The sequence below is a fragment of the Streptomyces sp. NPDC090741 genome (assembly GCF_044769045.1).
In the GTDB taxonomy this organism is placed as follows: domain Bacteria; phylum Actinomycetota; class Actinomycetes; order Streptomycetales; family Streptomycetaceae; genus Streptomyces.
This window is the reverse complement of record NZ_JBIVXF010000018.1, coordinates 23,447-47,589: the sequence shown is the minus strand read 5'-3', so window position 1 is coordinate 47,589 and position 24,143 is coordinate 23,447. Positions and strand designations below refer to the sequence as shown.

Sequence of the window (24,143 nt, the reverse complement as noted above, 5' to 3'; positions counted from 1 at the left end):
AAGACTCAACGAAACTCAACGAGTGCCAACAGCGTCGGGCACGGTTTTATGCCTCCGGGGCCTGGGTCGGCGCCGGGAGGCGCTCTAGGATCGGGCCATGATCGCCGAACTTCAGTGTGTGGTGCTGGACTGTCCCGATCCGCTGCGGCTTGCCGAGTTCTACCGGGAGGTGCTGGGCGGGACCGTCAACCGGCCGGATCCGCGCTGGACGGTCGACGTGCACTGGGCCACGCTGCACACCCCGTCGGGTCAGGTGCTCGCCTTCCAGCGGGTGGCGGACCACCAACCGCCGCGCTGGCCGGACCCCGCCCACCCCCAGCAGTTCCACCTGGACTTCGCGGTGCCGGACCTGGACCGGGCGCAGGAGCAGGTGCTGGCCTGCGGTGCGAAGCTGCTGGACGCCCGCACCGGCGCCGTGCCCGACGACTGGCGCGTCTACGCGGACCCGGCGGGCCACCCCTTCTGCCTGGTCCGCGAGGCCTGACGCCGTGGCGGTGGCCGTTCGCCCGGGGCGTCAGTCCGTCGAGCGGGTCCAGCCGGTGGCCTGCATACGGGAGGCGTCGGCCGGGCGGTCTTCCGCGAAGAGGAGCCGGGCCGGTTCCGCCACCCGTACGACGTCCACGTACACCCCGCGGCCGACGTAGCGGCCGGTCGCGGTGTGCCGTAAGCGCAGGTGGACCGGGCGGCCCGCCCAGGCGGTGAGGGGGGCCTCCAGACGGTGCCAGATGCGGCCGGACCAGCCGCCGGCGCTGCCCTGCGGCCACTGCTCGGGTGTGCCGCCCGTGGACCGCAGGGTGCTGAACGGCAGCGGCTCCCAGGTCTCCCCGTCGGCCGAGGCCTCCACGTGGAAGGCGCCCTCGCCGGGCACGGTGTCCCACCACACGGCGCAGCGCAGCCGCGCCGCGGCCGTCGCCGGGGTCAGCGGCGGCAGGGTGAGGGTGCCGGAGCCGCCGGTCTCCATGCCGGAGTACCAGGCCGGGCCACCGTGCTTCGTACGGACGGGGACGGCGCGGGCGAAGCGGTTGCCGACCGCGACGCGCGGTGCGCTGCCGGCCCGCCAGGTGCGGACGGGGTGGACGGAGTTGCCGAGCAGGATGAGGAAGGAGTCGGTGGAGGGGTCCAGGACCAGGGAGGTGCCGGTGAAGCCGGTGTGGCCGGCGGAGTGCGGCGTGGCCATGGCGCCCATGTACCAGTGCTGGTAGAGCTCGAAGCCGAGGCCGTGGTCGTCGCCGGGGAAGGCGGTGTTGAAGTCGGTGAAGAGCAGTTCGACGGAGGCGGGGCGCAGGATGCGCTTGCCCGCGTAGACGCCGCCGTCGAGGAGGGTGCGGGCGAGGACGGCCAGGTCCCAGGCGGTGCCGAAGACGCCGGCGTGGCCGGCGACGCCGCCGAGGGCGTACGCGTTCTCGTCGTGGACCTCGCCCCAGACCAGTCCGCGGTCCAGGCCGGACCAGGGGGGCCGCTGCACTTCGGTGGCGGCGATGACGCGGCGCCAGGAGAGCGGTGGGTTGTAACGCGTGCGGTGCATCCCGAGTGGAGCGGTGATCTCGTCGTGGAGCAGGAGATCCAAAGTGTGACCGGTGATCCGTTCCAGGAGCAGCTGTAGCGTGATCAGGTTGAGGTCCGAGTACCGGTACACCGTCCCCGGCGTGTCCTGCGGGCGCACACCGCACAGCATCCTCAACTGCCCGGCGCGGGTCGGCTGCTGGTAGAAGGGGGCCCACGAGCGCAGCCCCGAGGTGTGCGTGAGCAGCTGGCGTACCGTGATCAGCTCTTTGCCGCCGCCGGTGAACTCGGGCAGGTACCGGTCCACCGGAGCCTCCAGCTCCAACCGCCCGCGCTCCATCTGCTGCACGGCCAGGAGCGAGGTGAACAGCTTGGTCAGCGACGCCAGGTCGAAGACGGTGTCCTCGGCCATCGGGATGCGCTGCGCCGCCGGGAACTCCCGGACCCGGTCGGTGCGGCCGTCGTAGTCGGCGTACCGCACGGCCTCGCCCATGGCGCGGTGCAGGGCGATCGTGCGGCCCCGGCCGGCGAGCACCACGGCCCCGGCGTAGTAGGGGTGCTCCGGGGAGGGGCCGAGGAACCGCCGGGCCTCGTCGGCCGCCGCCTCCAGGTGCCGCTCGACCAGCCCCGCCTGCCGCGCCGACCCGTACCGCAGGCGCAGCCCCTGCAGAGCCCGCCGCTCGGCCGGATTGCCCGCGGCCCCCGCGGCCCCCGCGGCCCCCGCGGCACCCGCGGAACCGGGCAGCGCGGCGTGCAGGAGCAGCACCCCGCCCAGCGCCAACAGCCGCCCCCCGAGCCGCCGTCGGCTCAGCACCGCCCCGACGGGGTTTCCTCGGCGTGCTTCCCCGTCCCCCGTGAGCTCCTCCACCACCGGCCTCCTGTTCGCCGAACCGCCCTCCCGAAGTATCTGCCCGCAGGCGCCGCGTGCCCCGCACCGACCGGCCCGTAAAGAATCTGACGAGTCATCAGAAACCTCTTCCCTCGGCCGCCGGGCTGCGGCATGCTGCCGCCCATGGAGACGGAGCTGAGCAAGAAACTGGGAGTCGAGCACGCCATCTTCGGCTTCACGCCCTTTCCGGCGGTCGCCGCGGCCATCACCCGCGCCGGCGGCTTCGGCGTCCTCGGCGCCGTCCGCTACACCGCCCCCGACGACCTCAAACGCGACCTCGACTGGATGCAGGAGCACACCGACGGCAAGCCGTACGGCCTCGACGTCGTCATGCCGGCCAAGAAAGCCGTCGACGGCATCAGCGAAGCCGACATCGAGGCGATGATCCCGGCCGCCCACCGCGCCTTCGTCCGCGACACCCTCGCCAAGCACCACGTGCCCGAGCTCGCCGAGGGCGAGGCCTCCGGCTGGCGGATCACCGGCTGGATGGAACAGGTCGCCCGGCGCCAGCTCGACGTCGCCTTCGACTACCCCATCAAACTCCTGGCGAACGCCCTCGGTTCCCCGCCCGCCGACGTCATCGCGCGCGCCCACGACCACGGGGTCCTCGTCGCCGCCCTCGCCGGCAGCGCCAAGCACGCCCGCCGCCACGCCGAAGCCGGCATCGACATCGTCGTCGCCCAGGGCTACGAGGCCGGCGGCCACACCGGCGACATCGCCACGATGGTCCTGGTTCCCGAGATCGCCGAGGCCGTCGCCCCGCTCCCCGTCCTCGCCGCAGGCGGCATCGGCAGCGGCGAGCAGATCGCCGCCGGCCTGGCCCTCGGCGCCCAGGGCGCCTGGCTCGGCTCCCTCTGGCTCACCACCACCGAGGCCGACCTGCACTCCCGCGCCCTCACCGAGAAGCTGCTGGCCGCCGGCTCCGGCGACACCGTCCGCTCCCGCGCCCTCACCGGCAAGCCCGCCCGCCAGCTCCGTACCGAGTGGACCGACGCCTGGGACGACCCGGCCGGTCCCGGCGCGCTCCCGATGCCGCTCCAGGGCCTGCTCGTCGCCGAGGCCGTCTCCCGCATCCAGAAGTACGAGGTCCGGCCGCTGCTCGGCACCCCCGTCGGCCAGATCGTCGGCCGGATGAACTCCGAACGCAGCGTCCAGGCCGTCTTCGACGACCTCACCGGCGGCTTCGAGCGCGCCATCGACCGCATCAACCGCATCGCCGGCCGGGCCTGAGAGGTGTGATCAGCATGAGTGGCACGAACGACCAGCCTCCGAACGGCTTCTGGGCCCAGGCGGCCGCGGACCCCGAGCGCACCGTACTGATCACCCCCGAGGGCGAGGAGTGGAGCGCCGGCCGGCTGCACGCCGACGTCAACCGCCTCGTCCACGGACTGCGCGCCGCCGGAATGGAGAAGGGCGACGTCTTCGCCGTCGTCCTCCCCAACGGCGTCGAGTTCCTCACCGCCTACCTCGCCGCCTCCCAGGCCGGCTTCTACCTGGTCCCGGTCAACCACCACCTCGTCGGCCCCGAGATCGCCTGGATCGTCTCCGACTCCGGCGCCAAGGTCCTCATCGCCCACGAGCGCTTCGCCGAAGCCGCCACCGCCGCGGCCGACGAGGCGGGCCTTCCCACGAGCCACCGCTACGCCGTCGGAGCGGTCGCGGGCTTCCACCCGTACGCCCGGCTCCTCGGCGGACGGCCCGCGACACCGCCCGAGGGGCGCACCCTCGGCTGGGTCATGAACTACACCTCCGGCACCACCGGGCGTCCGCGCGGCATCCGCCGCCCGCTGCCCGGCAAGCTCCCGGAGGAGACGTACCTCGGAGGCTTCCTCGCCATCTTCGGCATCCGGCCGTTCGACGACAACGTCCACCTGGTCTGCTCCCCGCTGTACCACACCGCCGTCCTCCAATTCGCGGGCGCCGCCCTGCACATCGGGCACCCGCTGGTGCTGATGGACCGCTGGACCCCGCAGGAGATGCTGCGGCTCATCGACGACCACGCCTGCACGCACACCCACATGGTCCCGACCCAGTTCCACCGGCTCCTCGCGCTCCCGCAGGAGACGAAGGACGCGTACGACGTCTCCTCGATGCGGCACGCGATCCACGGGGCCGCGCCCTGCCCGGACCACGTCAAGCGGGCGATGATCGACTGGTGGGGCACCTGCGTGGAGGAGTACTACGCGGCCAGCGAGGGCGGCGGTGCGTTCGCCACCGCCGAGGACTGGCTGAAGAAGCCGGGAACGGTCGGCAAGGCCTGGCCGATCAGCGAGCTCGCCGTCTTCGACGACGACGGCCACCGGCTGCCGCCCGGCGAACTCGGCACCGTGTACCTGAAGATGAACACCGGCGGTTTCAGCTACCACAAGGACGAGGGCAAGACGAAGAAGAACCGCATCGGCGACTTCTTCACGGTGGGCGACCTCGGGCTGATCGACGAGGACGGGTACCTCTTCCTGCGCGACCGCAAGATCGACATGATCATCTCGGGCGGGGTGAACATCTACCCGGCGGAGATCGAGTCGGCCCTGCTCGCCCACCCGGCGGTCGCGGACGCCGCCGCCTTCGGGATTCCGCACGCCGACTGGGGCGAGGAGGTCAAGGCGGTCGTCGAACCGGCCGAGGGCTTCGTTGCCGGGGACGCCCTCGCCGCGGAGATCCTGCACCATTGCGAGCGGCAGCTCGCCGGCTTCAAACGGCCGAAGTCGGTCGACTTCATCGAGACGATGCCCCGCGACCCGAACGGCAAGCTGTACAAGCGGCGGCTGCGCGATCCGTACTGGGAGGGCCGCGAGCGCGCGATGTGAGCGCCCGGGCGTGACGGGCCGGGACCCGGTCCGCCACGCCCGACATGTCGTGAGAAGTGCCACGTCAGAGCCCTGGAAGCGTCCCTTGCGCCGCACTCGGGGGACACTTCTGGCAAGTTGGCTGATATGAGTACGGCACCCCGCAGATTCCCCCTGACCGACTGGACCGTCGTGGTCCCCGTGGTGGCGCTCCTCGCGCTCGTCTTCAGCTGGGGACGCGATCTGCCCGGATACGCCGTGGCCCTGGTCGCCCTCTGCCTCGGAGGCGCCGTGCTGGCGGCCGTGCACCATGCCGAGGTCGTCGCACTGCGCGTGGGCGAGCCGTTCGGCTCGCTCGTCCTGGCCGTCGCCGTCACCGTCATCGAAGTGGCCCTCATCGTCACCCTGATGGCCGACGGCGGCGACAAGACCGCCTCACTCGCCCGGGACACCGTCTTCGCCGCCGTCATGATCACCTGCAACGGAATCGTCGGCCTGTCCCTGCTCGTCGGCGCCCTGCGCAACCGGGTCGCCGTCTTCAACCCCGAGGGGTCGGGGGCGGCCCTGGCCACCGTGGCGACCCTGGCCGTCCTCAGCCTGGTCCTGCCGACGTTCACCACCAGCAAGCCGGGGCCGGAGTTCTCCACCGCCCAGCTGGCCTTCGCCGCCGTCGCCTCGCTCGCCCTGTACGGGCTGTTCATCGCCGTCCAGACGGTCCGCCACCGGGACTACTTCCTGCCCGTGGCCACCGAGGCCGGTACGGGTGGAGCGGCCGGGGCCGGGGCCGCGGCCTCCGGCGGCGGCGAGGGGGACGGCGGCGGGGGCGGCGAAGGTGAAGGTGACGGTGCCCACGCCGCGCCGCCCACCTCCCGCGCCGCCCTGGTCAGCCTCGGCCTGCTGCTGGTCGCGCTCATCGCCGTGGTCGGCGACGCCAAGGCGGTCTCGCCCACCATCGAGGCGGGCGTCGCCAGCGCGGGCCTGCCCAACGCCGTCGTCGGTGTGATCATCGCCCTGCTCGTCCTGGCCCCCGAGACCCTCGCCGCCGTCCGCGCCGCCCGCCGCGACCGCGTCCAGACCAGCCTCAACCTGGCCTACGGCTCCGCCATCGCGAGCATCGGACTGACCATCCCCGCCATCGCCCTCGCCACCATCTGGCTGTCCGGCCCGCTACTGCTGGGCCTCGGGCCGATCCACATGGTGCTGCTCGCCCTGACCGTCGTGGTCAGCGCCCTCACCATCGCGCCCGGCCGGGCCACGCTGCTCCAGGGCGGCGTGCACCTCGTACTGCTGGCCGCGTACCTGTTCCTCGCCGTCAGCCCCTGAGCCCGCGGCGGGGCCGGAACGATCCGGCCCCGCCGGGCAACGGCGCAGGTCAGTGGCGCAGGTCAGTGGTGCAGGTCAGTGGCGCTCGCGCGGCCGGACCACCTTCAGCCGCGGCGAGGTGAGGATGTCCCGCTCGCAGAACCGCGAGGTCACCCACCGCTCCTGGGAGAACAGCCGGGTCTGGTCGGCGTAGTACGGCGAGTCCGGGTTCGACGACTGACCGTACGTCAGCAGCGTGCGCGCCACCGGGCACCGGCCGCCGTCCCAGCCGACCGCCTGGATGTGGCTGGAGCCGTGCACGACCTCCGGGTAGCCGCCGGCCGCCGCGTTCCACGGCGCCTCGATCTTGTTCCACACGCCCAGTGCCTCGGTGCCGCCCGGCACCGGCAGCTTCTGCCCGCCGCGCACCACGAACTGGTGCTCGCCGAGCGGCGCGTCCAGCGCGATGCCGGCCGCCCCCAGCTCCACGACCGCGTCCGCGAGCGCCCGTCCGATCCCGGGCGCCGCCCGGTTGAGCGTACGGGGCGTGCGTACGGGGTCGGCCGCCGAGAACGGCACCAGCCACAGGTCCTTGGCCGGCGTGCTCGCGGTCAGCTTGCGCCAGAACCGGTCGAAGAGCAGCGCGCCGCGGCTGCCGGTGTCGGCCCGGTGGTCCCAGCCCGCCAGCACCGTACAGGCCGCGGCGACGTCCACCGACCGGCCGTCGCTCGCGGTGGCCGCGCCGCCGGGCAGGGCGGCGCAGGCCTTCGCCGCGTCGGCCGCGGCCAGGTCGCCGGCCGGCACCCGGTTCGCGAACTGCTGCTTCTGCAGGTCCGCCACGGTCAGCCCGCCCTTGGCGGCCATCGCGGAGACGTCCTCCACCGCGCCCCGGGTCCGCAGCGAACGCGGGGTGCCGAGGCTGCCCCAGATCCGCTCGTAGCCGGTCACCGGCGTCTCGGCATTGGCCAGCCAGGCGCTGTCGTTGGAGTTCTCGGCGTACGGGGCGTCGCGCAGAGTCGGCGCCTTTCCCGGGCCGAACACCCCCGGCTGCACGGCGTCCGGGTCCGAGCCGAGCGCGCAGTCGCCGCGCGCACCGTCGAGGACCGCGAGCCCGGACGCCGGGTACGTGGCCCGACCGAGCGGGGTGGAGCAGCGGGCGGCGAGCTCGTCGGTGATCCGGGGGAGCACCTGGGACTGGGTGAACAGCGTGCCGCCGGCGGAGTCCGCGGCGATCGTGTTGACCCACGGCAGGCCCTGTGTGCGCTTGAGCGCGTCCTGGATCCCGGCGACGGAGCGGGCCTTGCCGATGGCGAGGGCGGTGTCGGAGCCGCGCAGGTTGGCCGCGTTCGGGTCGTTCAGCGCGTACGCCGTGCCGGCCGTCCAGGGCAGTGGCAGGCCCGGGCCGAGACCGGTGATCACCGGCCCGTAGCGGGTCCACCACTGGGTGCGGCTGACCGGAGCGCCGCCCGCCACCTGCACGGTCACCTGGCGCTGCGTCATCTTCTCCGGTTTGCCGTCGACCAGGTAGGCGGTCGGGTCGGCCGGGTCCAGGGTGAGCTGGTGCAGGTTGACGGGGGTGCCGGTGGCCACGGTGTGGCTCCAGGCCACCTTCTCGTTGAAGCCGATGTTCACGACGGGCGTGCCCAGCAGGGAGCCGCCGGAGACGTTCAGCTCGCCGGGTATGGTCTGCTGCGACTGCCAGAACCGGCGGCCGCCCTGCCAGGGGTAGTGCGGGTTCCCGAGCAGCAGGCCGCGGCCGTTCGAGGTGGTGGAGCCGCTGAAGGCCACCGCGTTGGAGCCCATGTCGTAGCGGCCGGTGTCGAAGAAGGCCCGGGAGGCCTCGGCGGCCGCGGGGTCGGTGGTCGGGCCGGTGGTCGGGCCGGCTGTGAGGGAGGCCGCCCGGCCCGGCGGCTGCGCCGCCGCGATGTCGTCGACGGCGCGCCCCTGGCCACCGATCACCGAGACGGCGAAGGCGCGGGCGGCCACGTCGAGGCCGGTGACCGGGCGCACCCAGGCGGCGCCCTTGCAGGCCGGGTCGGTGATCTTGTTCTGGGCCAGCCAGGCGTTGTACCCGGCGGCCCAGCCGCGCATCAGCTCCTTGAGGTCCCGGGTGGGACCGGCCGGGGCGGGCGTGGCGAGGAGCTTCTCGACGGTCCCGGACTCGCGGACCCCCTTGAAGTACAGGTCGCTGGTGAGGTTCTTGCTCGCGGAGGACAGCGAGCCGTCGGTCGCCGCATCGGCGCCGAACCAGCGCGAGCGCTCGCCGGCCACGGTCACGAACCCGTCGGCGAGCACACAGGCCTGGTCGGCGGCCTGGGCCCAGCCGGTGCCGAAGCCGAGGTGCGCGTAGTCCTGGGCCAGGACGTGCGGGATGCCGTTCTCGGTGTACCGGATGACGGCCGACAGGCCGCCGCCGGAGGGCGCGCGGTCGGTGCCGGCCGCCCCGGCGGTCGCGGCCGAGGCCTGCGGGGCCGCCGCGACGGCGGCGAGCAGAGCGGCGCCGATGAGCGCGGCGCGCCGGAGCAGCGGGCGGGTGCGACCGTATCCATCGAAGAAGCGCAACATGCCTCCCAAGTAGCCTGCGGATGGGCTGGGTTGCCCGCGGTACAGGCGGTGCTTGTGTGCCCCCACACTCATGCAGGCGACCTGATGATCTGTCAACATCCCGTTTGGTATCCCGGCTGTCCGGGTTATTGACCTTGGGTGTGCGCGGAGACGAGGATCACGCCATGACGGCAGCGCGGGCGGTGCGGCAGAACACGGTCGACGGGCTGGTGCGCGACAGCGCGCTGCGGGTCCCCGACCGGCAGGCCGTCCGCTACCGCGAACGGACGTGGACGTACGCGGAGCTCGACGCCGCCGTCTCCACCGGCGCCGCCGTCCTGCGGGAGCGGTACGGGCTGGCCGACGGCGACCGGGTCGCGACGTTCGCCCACAACTCCGACGCCTACCTGCTCGCCTTCCTGGCCTGCGCCCGCGCCGGACTCACGCACGTCCCGGTCAACCAGAACCTGACCGGCGAGGACCTCGCGTACATCCTGGACGACTGCACGAGCGCGCTGGTCCTCGCCGATCCGGACCTGGCCGGACGGATCCCCGAGGGCCATGCCGTACGGCCGCTGCGCGACGCGCCCGGCTCGTTCCTGGCGGAGCTCGCCGATCCGCTGCCGTTCGTACCGGACCGCGACCCGTACGCCGTGGTGCAGCTGCTCTACACCTCGGGGACCACCGCGCTGCCCAAGGGCGCGATGATGACGCACAAGGCGCTGGTCCACGAGTACGAGAGCGCGATCGAGGCGCTGGACCTGGCCGGGGCGGACCGGCCGGTGCACTCGCTGCCGCTCTACCACTCGGCGCAGATGCACGTCTTCCTGCTGCCCTACCTGGCGGTGGGCGCGCAGAACACGATCCTGGACGCGCCGGTCGCCGAGGAGGTCTTCGCCCTGGTGGAGGAGGGGCGGGCGGACAGTCTCTTCGCGCCGCCCACGGTGTGGATCGGGCTGGCGGGCCACCCGGACTTCGGGCGCCGCGATCTGGGCGCGCTGCGCAAGGCGTACTACGGGGCCTCGATCATGCCGGTACCCGTGCTGGAGCGGCTGCGGGCTCGGCTGCCCGGGCTCGGCTTCTACAACTGTTTCGGGCAGAGCGAGATCGGCCCGCTGGCCACCGTCCTGGGTCCGGACGAACACGAGGGTCGGATGGAGTCCTGCGGGCGGCCGGTCCGCCACGTCGAGGCGAAGGTCGTCGACGAGGACGGCGCGGACGTGCCGGACGGGACGGCGGGTGAGGTGGTGTACCGCTCGCCGCAGCTCTGCCTCGGGTACTGGAACGACCCGGAGGCGACGAAGAAGGCGTTCCGGGACGGCTGGTTCCGCTCCGGGGACCTCGCGGTACGGGACGCGGAGGGGTACTTCACGGTCGTCGACCGGGTGAAGGACGTCATCAACTCGGGCGGTGTGCTGGTGGCCTCGCGACAGGTCGAGGACGCGCTCTATACCCACCCGGGGGTGGCCGAGGCGGCGGTGGTGGGCCTGCCCGACGAACGGTGGATCGAGGCGGTCACGGCGGTCGTGGTGCCGCGCGGGGAGGTGACGGAGGCGGAGCTGCTGGCGTACGCGCGGGAGAAGCTGGCCCATTTCAAGGCCCCGAAGCGGGTGGTGTTCGTGGACGCCCTCCCGCGCAACGCGAGCGGCAAGATCCTCAAGCGCGAACTCCGCGACCGCTTCGGTCAGGAGGAGCAAGAGGGCCAGGAGGGCCGGTAGGCCGGCCGGGCCGGCAGGGCCGGCAGGGCCGGTGGCCCGGTAGTCCCGGCCGGGGCGTCACTCGGACAGCAGGCCGGTGCCCCGGAGGCGGCGCAGGGTGAGGTGCTCGTGGGTCAGGCGTCCGACCAGGGCGCCGCCGTAGACCACGAAACCGACGCCGACCAGCCAGGACTGGACGACCAGCAGCGTGCCGAAGGGGCCGTACGTGACGGCGTTGGAGGCGATCAGCGGGGAGAACACCAGCTGGGAGAAGACCCGCAGGCCGAGCAGGCCCAGGCTGGTCGCCACCGCCCCCGGCAGCAGGGCCCGCCAGCGGACCCGGCCGCCGAGCAGCAGCCGCTGGGAGCCCCAGAAGAAGAGCATGGTGCCGAGCAGGTCGCCGGAGGTGCCGAGGATCGTGCCGACGGCGTCGTTCGAGGGTGCGGGGATCTCGACGAGCAGCCCGAGGTAGCAGACCAGCAGGGCCAGCCACACGACGTGCCGCCACATGGTGTGCCAGCGGGCGGTGGGCAGGTCCCAGACCTTCTCGTACCCGGTCTGCACGGCCGAGCCGAAGGTCAGGCCGAAGACGGCGAGGGCCGCGAGCCCGAACGCGGTGGTCCGCTCCAGCGCCAGGTCCGCGGCGGCGAACAGCATCTCGACCCGGGCCCGCGAGGACTCGGTGACCCCGAGGGCCTGGCCGAGCCAGCGGCCGAAGCCGGAGCCGCTGCCGGGGGCGGCGGCCGCGACGACCACCAGCAGCGGCACCAGGGTCAGGAAGCCGAGGGCGGCGAAGCCCATGGCCCGGTGCATGAGCTCCATCTCCCGCCCCCGGCTCCACGCCAGCCCGGCCGGGGAGGCCTGGAGCCGGTCGTGGAGCTGGCGGAGGATCGAGGTCACGCCTCATGGACTACCCGGACGGACCCGCCGACTCTCGGAGGCTCCCCGCAAGTGGGCCCGAAGGGGTGGTTCCGGGACCCGGCCGAGGCCGCGCCGGATCCCGCCCCGGCGCCTCGCACCTCCCGGTCGGCTACCGCGGCTCGCGGAGGTCCATCAGGCGCTTGATCTTGCCCACCGAGCGTTCCAGGGTCTCCGGGTCGACCACCTCGACGGCCACCGAGACCCCGATGCCGTCCTTGACCGCGCGGACCACGGAGGCGGCCGCGGACTGCCGCTGAGCGGAATCCGCCTCCCGGCGCGCCTCCACCCGTACGGTCAGGGCGTCCATCCGGCCCTCCCGGGTCAGCCGCAGCTGGAAATGCGGGGCCAGACCGGGGGTACGGAGCAGGATCTCCTCGATCTGCGTCGGGTAGAGGTTGACCCCGCGCAGGATGATCATGTCGTCGCTGCGGCCGGTCACCTTCTCCATCCGCCGGAAGGCCGGCCGGGCCGTACCGGGCAGCAGCCGGGTCAGGTCCCGGGTCCGGTAGCGGATGATCGGCATGGCCTCCTTGGTGAGCGAGGTGAACACCAGCTCCCCGGACGCGCCCTCCGGCAGCACCTCTCCGGTGAACGGGTCCACGACCTCCGGATAGAAGTGGTCCTCCCAGATGTGCAGGCCGTCCTTGGTCTCGACGCATTCCTGGGCCACGCCCGGGCCCATCACCTCGGACAGGCCGTAGATGTCCACCGCGTCGATGTCGAGCCGCTGCTCGATCTCGCGGCGCATCTCCTCGGTCCACGGCTCGGCGCCGAATATCCCCGTGCGGAGCGAGGTGCCGCGCGGGTCGATGCCCTGGCGCTCCATCTCGTCCAGCAGCGTGAGCATGTACGAGGGCGTCACCATGATGACCTCGGGCCGGAAGTCCTGGATCAGCCGGACCTGCCGGTCGGTCATCCCGCCGGACGCGGGGACGACCGTACAGCCGAGCCGCTCCGCGCCGTAGTGCGCGCCGAGGCCGCCGGTGAACAGACCGTATCCGTACGCGATGTGCACCAGCTGGCCCGGTCTGCCGCCCGCCGCCCGGATGGACCGCGCCACCACGTCCGCCCAGGTGGAGAGGTCCTTGTCGGTGTACCCGACGACGGTGGGGCGGCCGGTGGTGCCGCTGGAGGCGTGGATGCGGCGCACCTCGGAGCGCGGCACGGCGAACATGCCGAACGGGTACTGGTCGCGCAGGTCGGTCTTGGTGGTGAAGGGGAAGAGGGCGAGATCGGAGAGGGAACGGCAGTCGTCGGGGTGCACACCGGCCTTGTCGAAGGCCTGCCGGTAGTGCGGCACCCGCTCGTAGGCGTGGTTCAAGGTCGCACGCAGCCGCCGCAGCTGGAGCGCGGCCAGCTCGTCGCCGCTCAGCCGCTCTCCGTCGTCGTGGACATCCGCATGCGCCGTCATGCCGTCACCTCATCTTGAACCGTGAACCGGAGCCTTGATTCGAGTTAACCGACCGATCATTCGGTAGATTGCCCCAGCCCCGCGGCGAAATCAATGACTCGAACGAGTGATCGCATGATGGGATGGGCCCATGTCGATCTTCACCACCTGCGACGGAACCGAACTCGCCTACCACGTCCGGGGCGAGGGCGAGCCGCTCGTCTGCCTCCCCGGCGGCGCCATGCGGGCCTCCACCTACATGGGCGACCTCGGCGGGCTGGCCGCCGGACGCCGGCTGGTCCTCCTCGACCTGCGGGGTACGGGCGGCTCGGCGGTCCCGGCCGACGAGTCCACGTACCGGGTCGACCACCAGGTCGCCGACGTCGAGGCCCTCCGGATCCACCTCGGCCTGGAGCGCATGGACGTACTGGCGCACTCGGCCGGCGGCAGCCTCGCCCAGCTGTACGCGGCCGCGCACCCCGACCGGCTGCGCCGCCTGGCCCTGATCACCCCGACCTGCTGGGCCGTGGGCCTCGACTCGACCCCGGAGCAGCGCCTGGAGGTGGTCCGCAAGCGGGCGGGCGGCGAGCCGTACGACACGGCCATCGCTGCGTACGAGCAGATCCTCGGGATCCTGGCGGCCGGCGGCGCCCCCACCCCGGCGGACTGGCGCCGGGTGATGCCCCTCGCGTACGGGCGCTGGGACGCGGAGGCGCGCGCCCACGTCGAGGCGAGCGACCGCGAGAAGAACGCGGTGGCGGCCGCCGCCTACGCGGGGCCCGGCGCCTTCGACCCGCCCGCCACCCGGGCCGCCCTGCGGCGCGTGGCGGGCGAGGTGCTGGTGCTGGCCGGGGAGCTGGACAACAACCCGACGGCCGCCCTCGCCGCCGAATTGGCGGGGCTCTTCCCGCAGGGCGTTGCCGACGTGCAGCCGGGCGGCGCGCACTTCCCGTGGCTGGACGACCCGAAGTGGTTCGCGGCCCGCGTGGAGGGCTTCCTGGCCACCGGAGCCTGAGCGGCGCGAGCGCACCCGGCCTCCGGCCGCGGCGGCCGCCCGGGACCGCACGGCGGTGGGCGGGACCCGAGAGGGTCCCGCCCACCGCCTGCCGCAACCGCGCGGGTCAGCGCGCCGCGTCCGCGTCCGCCTCCGTCGCCACCGACTTCGCCCACCGGTAGTCCGCCTTGCCGCTCGGCGAGCGCTGGACGGCCGGCGTCACGACCAGCTGGCGCGGGATCTTGTACCCCGCCAGCCTGGTCCGGCAGTGCCGCTGTATGTCGTCCAGGCTCGGCTCGGGCGCGCCCGTCCGCAGCTGCACCACCGCGGCCACGTGACTGCCCCACTTCGCGTCCGGCACCCCGGCGACCAGGGCGTCGTACACGTCGGGATGGGACTTCAGCGCCTGCTCGACCTCCTCCGGATAGACCTTCTCGCCGCCCGTGTTGATGCACTGTGAGCCGCGCCCGAGGACCGTGACGATGCCCTCCTCGTCGACCGTCGCCATGTCACCGAGCAGCACCCACCGCTCGGATCCCTTCTGGAAGAAGGTCTCGGCGGTCTTCGCCGCGTCGTTGTAGTAGCCGAGCGGGACGTGGCCGCGCTGCGCGAGCCGCCCCGGTACGCCCACCGGCACCGGCTCGTGCGTCACCGGGTCCACCACCTGCGTACGGTCGTTGACCACGAGCCGGAAGCCCTTCTCGGGGCCGGAGTCGTCGGCCGCCCGGCCGTTCGACCCGGACTCCGAGGAACCGAAGTTGTTCAGCAGCATCACGTTCGGCACCAGCCGCTGGAACTCGGCCCGTACCGTCTCCGACATGATCGCCCCGGACGAGGAGACGCTGAACAGCGAGGACAGGTCGGTCCCCTTGAGCGGCCCCGTCAGGGCGTCGATGAGCGGCCGGAGCATCGCGTCGCCCACCAGCGAGACGCTCGACACCTTCTCCTTCTCGATCGTACGGAGCACTTCCGCCGGCGCGTACTTGCGGTGGATGACCACCCGCTGGCCGTAGTTGAAGGCGATGAACGAGGTCAGCGTCGAGGTGCCGTGCATCAGCGGGGGCGCGGGGAAGAAGGTGAGCCCGGCGCCCTTCGACGCGACCCGTTCGGCGAGTTCCTCGGGCCGCTTCACCGGCTCGCCCGAGGGTTCGCCGCCGAAGAGCCCCGCGAAGAACAGGTCCTCCGCCCGCCACATGACGCCCTTGGGCATGCCGGTGGTGCCGCCCGTGTAGATGATGAACAGGTCGTCGGGGGAGCGGGGCGCGAAGCCGCGCGCGGGCGAGCCGGCCGCCTCCGCGTCCGCGTACGCGACCGGCGCGATCGAGGGCTCCGGGGCGCCCTCGGGGGCGGCCCCGACGCGGATCAGGTGGCGCAGCTTCGTCGTCTGCGGGAGGGCGGCGGCCACGCGCTCGGTGAACTCGCCCTCGAAGACGAGCGCGGCGAGGTCCGCGTCGTTGTAGAGGTAGACCAGCTCCTCCTCCACGTAGCGGTAGTTGACGTTCACCGGTACGAGGCGGGCCTTGAGACAGGCCAGGACGGTCTGTAGGTACTCGATGCCGTTGTAGAGGTGCAGTCCCAGGTGCTCGCCGGCCGTCAAGCCGCTGTCCAGCAGGTGGTGCGCGATGCGGTTCGCCGCGGTGTCCAGCTCCGCGTACGTGAGGCGGCGCTCGGCGCCGGTGCCGGGGTGGTCCACGTACACCAGGGCCTCGCGGTCCGGAACCACGTCGACGACCGACTCGAACAGGTCGGCAAGGTTGTACTCCACCGTTCCTCCTCACCCCCGAGGTTTCCCGTTGCCGGGGCCGTGGCTGTTGCCCCGCGGCGGTCATTAGAGCGCCGCTCAGCCCAAGTGGGAAGGGCGCGGCCAAGAAAACTGACTGTGTGTCAGAAAACTATTGAACTGCACCCGGCCCTCCTGCAACCTGTTCTAGGTCTTGAGACGGGAGGACGGCAATGGGTGGGACGGAACACCTGACCGTGGAGCGCCACGGCGCCACGCTGGTGCTCACCATGAACCGGCCGGAGGCGAAGAACGCGCTTTCGCTGCCGCTGCTGGTGGGGCTGTACGACGGCTGGCTGGAGGCGGACGCCGACGACACGATCCGCTCGGTGGTCCTGACGGGCGCGGGCGGGGACTTCTGCGCCGGGATGGACCTCAAGGCACTTGCCGGGAAGGGGATGGCGGGCGACCAGTACCGGGACCGGCTCAGGGCCGACCCCGACCTGCACTGGAAGGCGATGCTCCGCCACCACCGCCCGCGCAAGCCGGTGATCGCGGCGGTGGAGGGGTACTGCGTGGCCGGCGGGACCGAGATCCTGCAGGGCACGGACATCCGGGTCGCGGGCGCGGGCGCCACCTTCGGACTCTTCGAGGTCAAGCGGGGTCTGTTCCCGATCGGCGGCTCGACGGTACGACTGCCCCGGCAGATCCCGCGCACGCACGCCCTGGAGATGCTGCTGACCGGCCGGCCGTACTCGGCGGACGAGGCGGCCCGGATCGGACTGGTCGGGCAGGTCGTCCCCGAGGGGACCGCACTGGCCAAGGCCCTGGAGATCGCCGAGCAGATCAACGCGTGCGGGCCGCTGGCCGTCGAGGCCGTGAAGGCCTCGGTCTACGAGACCGCCGAGCTGACGGAGACGGAGGGCCTGGCCTCGGAGCTGCTGCGGGGCTGGCCGGTCTTCGACACCGCGGACGCCAAGGAGGGGGCGCGGGCCTTCGCCGAGAAGCGGCCCGCCGTGTACCGGCGGGAGTAACCGCCGGCCGTCCGGAAGTGGCCCAGCGCGTGATCCCCGCCCCCAGCCGTTCGGAACATCAGAACATCGGAGAGACAGCCATGACACCCGCCGCGTCCCCGCCAGAGGTGCTGCGCGCGCCCCTCGTCGTCGAGTTCCCCTTCACCCGCTCCCTCGGGCCCGTCCAGAGCGCCTTCCTCACCGGGCTGCGCGAGCGCGTCGTCCTCGGCGTCAAGACCGCCGACGCCAAGGTGATGGTTCCGCCCGTCGAGTACGACCCCGTCACCGCCGAGGAGATCCGCGAGCTCGTCGAGGTCGGCGCCACAGGGACCGTCACCACCTGGGCGTGGAACGGCTCCCCGCGCCCGAACCAGCCCCTCGCCACCCCCTTCGCCTGGGTCCTGGTCCGCCTGGACGGCGCCCACACCGCGATCCTGCACGCCCTCGACGCCCCCGGCCCCGAGGCCGTCCGCACCGGCATGCGGGTACGGATCCGCTGGGCGGACGAGCGCACCGGAGCCATCACCGACATCGCCTGCTTCGAACCCCACGACAGCCCGGACGGCGCCGAAGCCGCGCAAGCGACCCCGCACGACGGGCAGTTCACCGACGCCGTCACCGGCATCGTCGCCGCCGCCCGCCTCGACTACACGTACAGCCCCGGCCGCGCCCAGACCGCGTACATCAACGCCCTCGCCGAGCGGCGGACCGTGGGCGAGCGCTGCCCCTCCTGCCACAAGGTGTACGTACCGCCGCGCGGCGCCTGCCCCACCTGCGGGGTGGCCACGACCGACCAGGTCGAGGTCGGCCCGGCGGGCACGGTCACCACGTACTGCATCGTCAACATCAAGGCGAAGAACCTGGACATCGAAGTCCCCTACGTCTACGCCCACATCGCCCTCGACGGCGCCGACCTCGCCCTGCACGGCCGGATCGGCGGCATCCCGTACGACCAGGTCCGCATGGGCCTGCGCGTCGAACCCGTGTGGACCGAGGGCGGCCGCCACCCCGACCACTACCGCCCCACCGGCGAGCCGGACGCCGACTACGACGCGTACAAGGAGCTCATCTGATGCCCACGACGAGCAGGTACGCGCGGGACGTGGCCGTCGTGGCCTTCGCGCAGAGCGACCACCTGCGCCGCAGCGACGAACTCAGCGAAGTCGAGATGGTCATGCCGGTCCTGCACCAGGTGCTGGCCCAGACCGGTCTGAAGGCCGGCGAGATCGGCTTCACCTGCTCCGGATCCAGCGACTACCTCGCCGGCCGGGCCTTCTCCTTCACCATGACCCTCGACGGGGTCGGCGCCTGGCCCCCGATCTCCGAGTCGCACGTCGAGATGGACGGTGCCTGGGCCCTGTACGAGGCCTGGGTCAAGATCCAGACCGGCGACGCCGACACCGCGCTCGTGTACTCGTACGGGAAGTCCTCCCCGGGCTCCGTACGGGACGTCCTGACCCGGCAGCTCGACCCGTACTACCTCGCTCCGCTCTGGCCCGACTCGGTGGCCCTGGCCGCCCTCCAGGCCCAGGCGCTGATCGACGCGGGCGAGACCGACGAGGACGCCCTCGCGGCCATCGGCGCCCGCAGCCGGGCCGCCGCCGAGGCCAACCCGCACGCCCAGCTCAGCGGCGGCGCCGTCCCGCAGGGGGACTACCAGGTCCGGCCGCTGCGTACGGGAGACTGCCCGCCCGTCGGCGACGGCGCGGCGGCCGTCATCCTCGCCGCGGGCGACACCGCGCGGCGGCTGTGCGCGCGCCCCGCCTGGATCACCGGCATCGACCACCGCATCGAGGCGCACGGCCTGGGCCTGCGCGACCTCACCGACTCCCCGTCCACCCGGCTCGCCGCCGAGCACGCGGGCGTGTTCGACGCCCCGGTCGACACCGCCGAACTGCACGCGCCGTTCTCCTCCCAGGAGGTCGTGCTCCGCAAGGCGCTGGGACTGGGACTCGGCGGGAACGACGTCGCCGTCAACCCGTCGGGCGGGGCACTCGCCGCGAACCCGGTCATGGCCGCCGGCCTCATCCGGATCGGCGAGGCAGCCGCCCGGATCCACCGCGGCGAGTCCGACCGGGCGGTCGCGCACGCCACCTCCGGCCCCTGCCTCCAGCAGAACCTGGTCGCCGTCCTGGAAGGGGAACCCGCATGACGCGTACGGGAAAGGAGCCGGTCGCCGTCGTCGGCATCGGCCAGACCAAGCACGTCGCCGCCCGCCACGACGTCTCCATCGCGGGGCTCGTGCGCGAGGCCGCGGTGCGCGCCCTCGCCGACGCCGAGCTGACCTGGGCGGACATCGACGCGGTCGTCATCGGCAAGGCCCCCGACTTCTTCGAGGGCGTGATGATGCCGGAGCTGTACCTGGCCGACGCCCTGGGGGCCGTCGGCAAGCCCATGCTCCGCGTCCACACGGCCGGTTCGGTCGGCGGCTCCACCGCCCTCGTCGCCTCCAACCTCGTCGCCGCCCGGGTCCACCGCACCGTCCTGACCCTGGCGTTCGAGAAGCAGTCCGAGTCCAATGCCATGTGGGGCCTGTCGCTGCCCGTTCCGTTCCAGCAGCCGCTGCTGGCGGGGGCGGGCGGGTTCTTCGCCCCGCACGTGCGCGCGTACATGCGGCGCACCGGCGCGCCCGACGCGGTCGGCTCGCTCGTCGCGTACAAGGACCGCCGCAACGCGCTGAAGAACCCGTACGCGCACCTGCACGAGCACGACATCACCCTGGAGAAGGTCCAGGCCTCGCCGATGCTCTGGGACCCGATCCGGTACTCCGAGACCTGCCCCTCCTCGGACGGGGCCTGCGCCATGGTCCTCACCGACCGTGCGGGCGCGGCCCGTTCGCCGCGGCCGCCGGCCTGGGTGCACGGTGGGGCGATGCGCAGCGAGCCGACGCTCTTCGCGGGCAAGGACTTCGTGTCGCCGCAGGCGGGCAAGGACTGCGCGGCCGACGTCTACCGGCAGGCCGGGATCACCGATCCGCGGAGGGAGATCGACGCGGTGGAGATGTACGTACCGTTCTCCTGGTACGAACCGATGTGGCTGGAGAACCTCGGCTTCGCGCAGGAGGGCGAGGGCTGGAAGCTGACGGAGGCCGGGGTCACCGAACTCGACGGCGACCTCCCGGTGAACCCGTCGGGCGGGGTGCTGTCCACCAACCCGATCGGCGCCTCGGGCATGATCCGCTTCGCGGAGGCGGCGCTCCAGGTCCGCGGTCAGGCCGGTGAACACCAGGTCCCGGACGCCCGCCGGGCCATGGGCCACGCGTACGGCGGCGGCGCGCAGTTCTTCGCGATGTGGCTGGTGGGAGCCGAACCGCCCGCCTCCTGAACGGACTCGGGCCGCGGGGCGGGCGCGCGGCGTGGTGCCGGACCGGCCACGGGTGACTCACCGTGGCCTGTGCGGCACCCGCTGCGATGGTTACTCTGGCCCCCGGACGACGTACCGGGAGTACCGGGAGGAGCACGCACGTGGCCGAGAGCATGACTTCACAGCCCCTGGCAGCAGGCTGGGGCAAGCCGGACCTCGATCTCAGCGGGGCGGACTGGCAGTCGAGCAGCCGGGGAGCGGGCGACGTCCAGATCGCCTTCGTCGAGGGGTTCATCGCGATGCGCAACAGCGAGAGCCCCGAGAGCCCCTCGCTGATCTTCGCTCCCGACGAGTGGCGCAAGTTCGTACTGGGCGCGAGGGGCGGCGAGTTCGACCTGACGTAGCCGGCGCGCGGTGCCCCCGGAGCCCGCACCGACCGCGGGCTCCGGGGGGCTGGGGGTCCGGGGGCCCGGCCGGAACGGCCGCGCCCTCGCCCGGTGGCACCCCCGCGGCCACGCCGCCCCGAGGCCGCAGGCGCGGAATCGGGCATAGCAGGACGATAGGTAGGATGGCGGCATGAGCGGCGAGAGCGACCTGAGGAAACTGCTGAGCGGCATGCGCCCGGAGCTGCACGAGGGGCGATACGTCTTCTGCACGGTCCCCGGAGCCACGGCGCCCCCGGCCGGAACCACCCCCGTCGCCACCGTCCTGGAGGCCGAGGGGCTCACCCTCGTCCTGCGCCAGGAGGAAGCCGACGCCACCGGCCTCGCCTACGACTACACCGCCGGGTGGATCACCCTGCGCATCCACTCCGCCCTCGACGCCGTCGGCCTCACCGGAGCCTTCGCCGCCGAGCTCGCCGCGCACGGACTCAGCTGCAACGTCATCGCCGGGTACCACCACGACCACCTCTTCGTGCCCGCCGAGCGGGCGGCCGAAGCCGTGGCCGTACTGGAAGAACTGGCAAACCGTTCGATGTAATTGAGACACCGGTAAACGGCCCGGCCGCCTGATCGACGAAGATTCCGATCCTTCTCGGGCGAACGCCTTTCCGCGTGAGTGCGCGGGCGTACGCTGATCCCCCGAACCGGCCTGGGGGGTACCAGCCATGACGGAACGCCCGACCCGCAGACGGCGCAAAATGTTCGAACGCGAGGCCGAACTCGCCACCGTGGACGAGGCCCTGGAGCAGCTCGGCGACTCCGGGACCGGCGACGCGACCGCTTCGGGCGCCAGAACCGGCTCCGGCTCCGGCTCTGGCTCCGGCCGCAGCGCAGGCGGCACGCTGCTCGCCTTCTCCGGCCCCGCCGGCCTGGGGAAGACCACCCTCCTCGCCGAAGTGCGCCGCCGCGCCCTCGCCCGCAACTGCACCCTGCTGGCCGCCCGCGGCGGCGAACAGGAGCAGAGCCAGCCCTTCCACGTCGCCCGCCAGCTCATCCAGCCCCACCTGGCCGGCCGCTCCGAGGAGGAACTGCGCGCCGCCCTCGGCAGCTGGTACTCCATCGTCGGCCCCGCGCTCGGCCTGTGCGCCCCCGAACAGGGTGCACCGCCCGACCCCCAGGGCCTGCGCGACGGCCTCGACTGGGTCCTCACCCACCTCGCCGTGCAGCGCGCCCCCGTCGCCCTCGTACTCGACGACGCCCACTGGGCCGACCCCGAATCCCTGTCCTGGCTCGCCGCCTTCGCCCCGCGCGCCGAACACCTCCCGCTGCTGCTCGTCGTCGCGTACCGCCCCGAGGAACTCCCGGCCCACGCCGAGGCCTTCCGTACGCTCCCCGGCCGCGCCGGACACCGCCCGCTGGCCCTCGCACCGCTCACCGAGGCCGCCGTCTCCACCCTGGTCCGCGAGGCCGTCGGCGACCACGCCGACGACGCCTTCTGCCGGGAGGCCTGGGCCGTCACCACCGGCAACCCCTTCGAGGCCGTCGAACTCACCGCCAAGGTCCGCGACAAGGGCCTCGACCCCACCTCGGCCAGCGCCCCGCTGCTGCGCGACCTCGCCGCCGCCCAGCGCGGCAGCGGCCTCGTCGCCCGCTTCGAGCGGCTCGGCCCGTCCACCGTCCGCTTCGGCTGGGCCTGCGCCGTCCTCGGCACCGCCATCCCGCAGGAGCTCGCCGCCCGCGTCGCCGGACTCGGCTCCGAGGAGGCCGCCGACGCCACCGCGCGGCTGCAGGAGGCCCGCATCCTGTCCGGACCCGGCGAAGAGCCCGACGCCGGGCTGGAGTTCGTCCATCCGCTCATCGCCACCGCCCTCTACCGGGCCATCCCCGACGCCCTGCGCGTCGCTCTCCACGGACAGGCCGCCGTGGCCGTCGTCGACGCCGGACTGGGGTCCTCCGCCGCCGCCCGCCACCTGCTGGAGACCCACCCCGAGAACGACCCCTGGGTGGTACGGACCCTGCGCGAGGCCGCCGCCGAGAACCTGCGGGCCGGCGCCCCCGAGGCCGCCCGCCGCCAGCTCGCGCGCGCCCTGCGCGAACCTCCGGACTTCGACGAGCGCGCCGCCGTGCTGTACGAGCTCGGCTGCGCCTCCCTCCTCACCGAACCGGCCAACACCGTCAACCACCTGCGGGCCGCGCTCGCCGAACCCTTCGACGACCCGGCCCTGCGCCAGGGCATCGTCATCCGGCTCGCCCAGGTCCTGGCCCACAGCGACCGCCTCGCCGACGCCTCGGACTCGCTCGCGCGGGAGATCCCGTACACCCGGGACGTCCGGGCCCGGCTGCGCCTGCAGTCCGAGCAGTTCATGTGGGACGCCTTCAACGCCGTCGAGCCCGACTCCCCGGCGCGCTCGCGCCGGCTGGCCCGGCTCGCGGACCGGCTGACCGGCCGCGACCTCACCGAGCGGTACGTCATCGGGCTGCGCGCCTGGGACGCCTGCCTGCGCGGGGAGGCGGTGGACGTGGTCCTGCACCACGCGGTACGCGCCCTGGGCACGGAGTTCAGCTGGGCGTACGAGGACCGGGGCTTCGAGGTGCCGGTGCTCGCCGCCATGGTCCACATGTACGCGGACCGGCCCGGCCGGGCGGAGGAGCTGTTCGAGGCGGGCACGGCCGAGTTCGAGCGGCAGGGCTGGCGCGGGGCCCACCTGTCGTTCGCGTACAGCCTGCGCGCGTACATCCGCTACCGGCGCGGGCGGCTCGCGGAGGCCGAGGAACTGGCCCGGGCCGGGCTGCGGCTCGCCGAGCGCGTGGGGCGCGGCACGCCCGTGCACTGGTACGCCATCGCGATCCTCGCCACGACCCTGCTCGCGCGGGGACGGGTGGACGAGGCGTGGGAGCTGGCGCGCGAGCACGCGTTCGGGGAGTCCTTCCCGGCGGCGGTGGTCTTCCCGGACTCGCAGACCGTGTACGCCGAACTGCTGCTGGCCCGCGGCCAGACGAAGGCGGCGGCGGCCGAACTGGAGGCCGTGGACCGCAGGCTGAGCCCGCGCGGCATCCGGAACCCGTCCTGGTGCCCGTGGCAGCTGCACCTGGCCCGGGCGGTGGCGGCGGAGGACCCCGACCGGGCGAGGGCCCTGGCGGGCGACGCGATACGCCGGGCCCGCGCCTTCGGCGCCCCGTCGGGGGTGGGGCAGGCGCTGCGGGTGGCGGCGGAGGTGGCGGCTCCGGAGGAGCGGCAGGGGCTGCTGCGGGAGGCGGTGGAGCTGCTGTCCGCCTCGCCGGCGGGGTACGAGCTGGCGTGCGCGCTGGCCGCGCTGGGGACGGAGCTCGGGGACCCGGAGCTGTTGGCGCGGGCGGTGGTGACGGCGCGGGAGTGCGGGGCGGACGCACTGGTGGCGAGCCTGGGCGGCGCCGAGGGGGAGGGGGTGTGGGCGGCCGGGCTGACGGAGGAGGAGTACCGGCTGGCGGAGCTGGCCGTACGGGACGCCCCTGCGGCCCGGGGCCGGGACCTGTCCCCGGTGTACCGGAAGCTGGGCACGGACCGGGCCGGACTCGCGGAGGCACTGGAGTCGCACGCGCGGGACCGGTGAGGGCCCCTTCCGCCGGCGGCCAAATCCAGCCCCGCCGGCGTTCGAGGCGCGGGTCCGGGCCGAGCCCGGGAAACGGCGGGCAGGGGGCGGACCCGCGCAGCGGACCGC

At 73.3% G+C, this 24,143-nt stretch carries 18 protein-coding genes; 13 read left to right on the top strand and 5 right to left on the bottom strand.

Going from position 1 to position 24,143, the window contains the following annotated elements; translation table 11 throughout:
• The first annotated feature begins 97 nt into the window (after nt 1-97).
• Nucleotides 98-484, top strand: coding sequence for a VOC family protein (locus ACIQU4_RS35190; protein ID WP_403739658.1), 387 nt, complete (start codon nt 98-100; stop codon nt 482-484).
• A gap of 30 nt (nt 485-514) precedes the next feature.
• Here ACIQU4_RS35190 and ACIQU4_RS35185 read toward each other — a convergent pair whose 3' ends face one another.
• Nucleotides 515-2,374 (bottom strand): serine hydrolase, encoded by a 1,860-nt coding sequence (locus ACIQU4_RS35185; RefSeq protein ID WP_403739655.1) that lies wholly within the window; start codon nt 2,372-2,374, stop codon nt 515-517.
• Between the two features lie 141 nt (nt 2,375-2,515).
• Between ACIQU4_RS35185 and ACIQU4_RS35180 the strand changes: the two genes are divergently transcribed.
• The 3 genes from ACIQU4_RS35180 (at nt 2,516) to ACIQU4_RS35170 (ending at nt 6,501) form a co-directional block, all read left to right on the top strand.
• The gene (locus tag ACIQU4_RS35180) at nt 2,516-3,622 is read left to right on the top strand and encodes a nitronate monooxygenase (RefSeq protein WP_403739652.1); all 1,107 of its coding nucleotides are present in this window, start codon (nt 2,516-2,518) and stop codon (nt 3,620-3,622) included.
• Between the two features lie 14 nt (nt 3,623-3,636).
• The gene (locus ACIQU4_RS35175) at nt 3,637-5,199 is read left to right on the top strand and encodes an acyl-CoA synthetase (RefSeq protein WP_403739650.1); all 1,563 of its coding nucleotides are present in this window, start codon (nt 3,637-3,639) and stop codon (nt 5,197-5,199) included.
• Between the two features lie 126 nt (nt 5,200-5,325).
• A complete protein-coding gene (locus tag ACIQU4_RS35170; RefSeq protein ID WP_403739647.1) occupies nt 5,326-6,501 on the top strand; it encodes a calcium:proton antiporter in 1,176 nt (391 codons plus the stop codon).
• Between the two features lie 75 nt (nt 6,502-6,576).
• Here ACIQU4_RS35170 and ACIQU4_RS35165 read toward each other — a convergent pair whose 3' ends face one another.
• The gene (locus ACIQU4_RS35165) at nt 6,577-9,045 is read right to left on the bottom strand and encodes a penicillin acylase family protein (protein ID WP_403739644.1); all 2,469 of its coding nucleotides are present in this window, start codon (nt 9,043-9,045) and stop codon (nt 6,577-6,579) included.
• A gap of 164 nt (nt 9,046-9,209) precedes the next feature.
• Between ACIQU4_RS35165 and ACIQU4_RS35160 the strand changes: the two genes are divergently transcribed.
• The gene (locus ACIQU4_RS35160; protein WP_403739641.1) at nt 9,210-10,742 is read left to right on the top strand and encodes a fatty acyl-CoA synthetase; all 1,533 of its coding nucleotides are present in this window, start codon (nt 9,210-9,212) and stop codon (nt 10,740-10,742) included.
• A 57-nt stretch (nt 10,743-10,799) separates the two neighbouring features.
• Here the strand turns inward: ACIQU4_RS35160 and ACIQU4_RS35155 are convergent, their stop codons facing one another.
• Together ACIQU4_RS35155 and paaK are read right to left on the bottom strand one after the other, a co-directional pair.
• Nucleotides 10,800-11,621: a YhjD/YihY/BrkB family envelope integrity protein gene (locus tag ACIQU4_RS35155; protein ID WP_403739638.1), complete on the bottom strand. Its 822-nt coding sequence runs from the start codon at nt 11,619-11,621 to the stop codon at nt 10,800-10,802.
• A 130-nt stretch (nt 11,622-11,751) separates the two neighbouring features.
• The gene (paaK, locus tag ACIQU4_RS35150; protein WP_403739634.1) at nt 11,752-13,053 is read right to left on the bottom strand and encodes a phenylacetate--CoA ligase PaaK; all 1,302 of its coding nucleotides are present in this window, start codon (nt 13,051-13,053) and stop codon (nt 11,752-11,754) included.
• A 130-nt stretch (nt 13,054-13,183) separates the two neighbouring features.
• On the opposite strand from paaK, the gene ACIQU4_RS35145 reads away from it, so the two are divergent.
• Nucleotides 13,184-14,047 carry an alpha/beta fold hydrolase gene (locus ACIQU4_RS35145; protein ID WP_403739631.1) on the top strand — a complete coding sequence of 288 codons (864 nt, stop codon included), beginning with the start codon at nt 13,184-13,186 and terminating at the stop codon, nt 14,045-14,047.
• A 106-nt stretch (nt 14,048-14,153) separates the two neighbouring features.
• Here the strand turns inward: ACIQU4_RS35145 and ACIQU4_RS35140 are convergent, their stop codons facing one another.
• Nucleotides 14,154-15,791: an acyl-CoA synthetase gene (locus ACIQU4_RS35140; RefSeq protein ID WP_403739628.1), complete on the bottom strand. Its 1,638-nt coding sequence runs from the start codon at nt 15,789-15,791 to the stop codon at nt 14,154-14,156.
• 188 nt (nt 15,792-15,979) lie between these two features.
• Between ACIQU4_RS35140 and ACIQU4_RS35135 the strand changes: the two genes are divergently transcribed.
• From ACIQU4_RS35135 to ACIQU4_RS35105, 7 genes are all read left to right on the top strand, one after another.
• A complete protein-coding gene (locus ACIQU4_RS35135) occupies nt 15,980-16,780 on the top strand; it encodes a crotonase/enoyl-CoA hydratase family protein (RefSeq protein WP_403739625.1) in 801 nt (266 codons plus the stop codon).
• A gap of 80 nt (nt 16,781-16,860) precedes the next feature.
• Entirely contained in the window at nt 16,861-17,832 is a 972-nt protein-coding gene (locus tag ACIQU4_RS35130) for a Zn-ribbon domain-containing OB-fold protein (protein ID WP_403739622.1), read from the top strand.
• On the top strand, nt 17,832-18,911 hold the full coding sequence (locus ACIQU4_RS35125; protein WP_403739620.1) for a thiolase domain-containing protein: 1,080 nt from the start codon (nt 17,832-17,834) through the stop codon (nt 18,909-18,911). Before ACIQU4_RS35130 ends, ACIQU4_RS35125 begins: the two co-directional genes overlap by 1 nt.
• Nucleotides 18,908-20,083 carry a thiolase domain-containing protein gene (locus ACIQU4_RS35120; protein ID WP_403739618.1) on the top strand — a complete coding sequence of 392 codons (1,176 nt, stop codon included), beginning with the start codon at nt 18,908-18,910 and terminating at the stop codon, nt 20,081-20,083. Before ACIQU4_RS35125 ends, ACIQU4_RS35120 begins: the two co-directional genes overlap by 4 nt.
• A 152-nt stretch (nt 20,084-20,235) precedes the next feature.
• Nucleotides 20,236-20,466, top strand: coding sequence for a DUF397 domain-containing protein (locus ACIQU4_RS35115; protein ID WP_403740032.1), 231 nt, complete (start codon nt 20,236-20,238; stop codon nt 20,464-20,466).
• A gap of 172 nt (nt 20,467-20,638) precedes the next feature.
• Entirely contained in the window at nt 20,639-21,043 is a 405-nt protein-coding gene (locus ACIQU4_RS35110) for an ACT domain-containing protein (protein ID WP_403739616.1), read from the top strand.
• Nucleotides 21,044-21,170: 127 nt separating this feature from the next.
• Nucleotides 21,171-24,035 carry an ATP-binding protein gene (locus ACIQU4_RS35105; RefSeq protein WP_403739613.1) on the top strand — a complete coding sequence of 955 codons (2,865 nt, stop codon included), beginning with the start codon at nt 21,171-21,173 and terminating at the stop codon, nt 24,033-24,035.
• Nucleotides 24,036-24,143 lie beyond the last annotated feature (108 nt).

Bases quoted from the DNA above. Each gene is read 5' to 3' on its own strand.
- ACIQU4_RS35170 (WP_403739647.1), top strand. From the start codon at position 5,326: ATGAGTACGGCACCCCGCAGATTCCCCCTGACCGACTGGACCGTCGTG.
- ACIQU4_RS35175 (WP_403739650.1), top strand. From the start codon at position 3,637: ATGAGTGGCACGAACGACCAGCCTCCGAACGGCTTCTGGGCCCAGGCG.
- ACIQU4_RS35125 (WP_403739620.1), top strand. From the start codon at position 17,832: ATGCCCACGACGAGCAGGTACGCGCGGGACGTGGCCGTCGTGGCCTTC.
- ACIQU4_RS35110 (WP_403739616.1), top strand. From the start codon at position 20,639: ATGAGCGGCGAGAGCGACCTGAGGAAACTGCTGAGCGGCATGCGCCCG.
- paaK (WP_403739634.1), bottom strand. From the start codon at position 13,053: ATGACGGCGCATGCGGATGTCCACGACGACGGAGAGCGGCTGAGCGGC.
- ACIQU4_RS35145 (WP_403739631.1), top strand. From the start codon at position 13,184: ATGTCGATCTTCACCACCTGCGACGGAACCGAACTCGCCTACCACGTC.
- ACIQU4_RS35190 (WP_403739658.1), top strand. From the start codon at position 98: ATGATCGCCGAACTTCAGTGTGTGGTGCTGGACTGTCCCGATCCGCTG.
- ACIQU4_RS35120 (WP_403739618.1), top strand. From the start codon at position 18,908: ATGACGCGTACGGGAAAGGAGCCGGTCGCCGTCGTCGGCATCGGCCAG.
- ACIQU4_RS35105 (WP_403739613.1), top strand. From the start codon at position 21,171: ATGACGGAACGCCCGACCCGCAGACGGCGCAAAATGTTCGAACGCGAG.
- ACIQU4_RS35115 (WP_403740032.1), top strand. From the start codon at position 20,236: ATGACTTCACAGCCCCTGGCAGCAGGCTGGGGCAAGCCGGACCTCGAT.
- ACIQU4_RS35165 (WP_403739644.1), bottom strand. From the start codon at position 9,045: ATGTTGCGCTTCTTCGATGGATACGGTCGCACCCGCCCGCTGCTCCGG.
- ACIQU4_RS35180 (WP_403739652.1), top strand. From the start codon at position 2,516: ATGGAGACGGAGCTGAGCAAGAAACTGGGAGTCGAGCACGCCATCTTC.
- ACIQU4_RS35130 (WP_403739622.1), top strand. From the start codon at position 16,861: ATGACACCCGCCGCGTCCCCGCCAGAGGTGCTGCGCGCGCCCCTCGTC.
- ACIQU4_RS35160 (WP_403739641.1), top strand. From the start codon at position 9,210: ATGACGGCAGCGCGGGCGGTGCGGCAGAACACGGTCGACGGGCTGGTG.
- ACIQU4_RS35135 (WP_403739625.1), top strand. From the start codon at position 15,980: ATGGGTGGGACGGAACACCTGACCGTGGAGCGCCACGGCGCCACGCTG.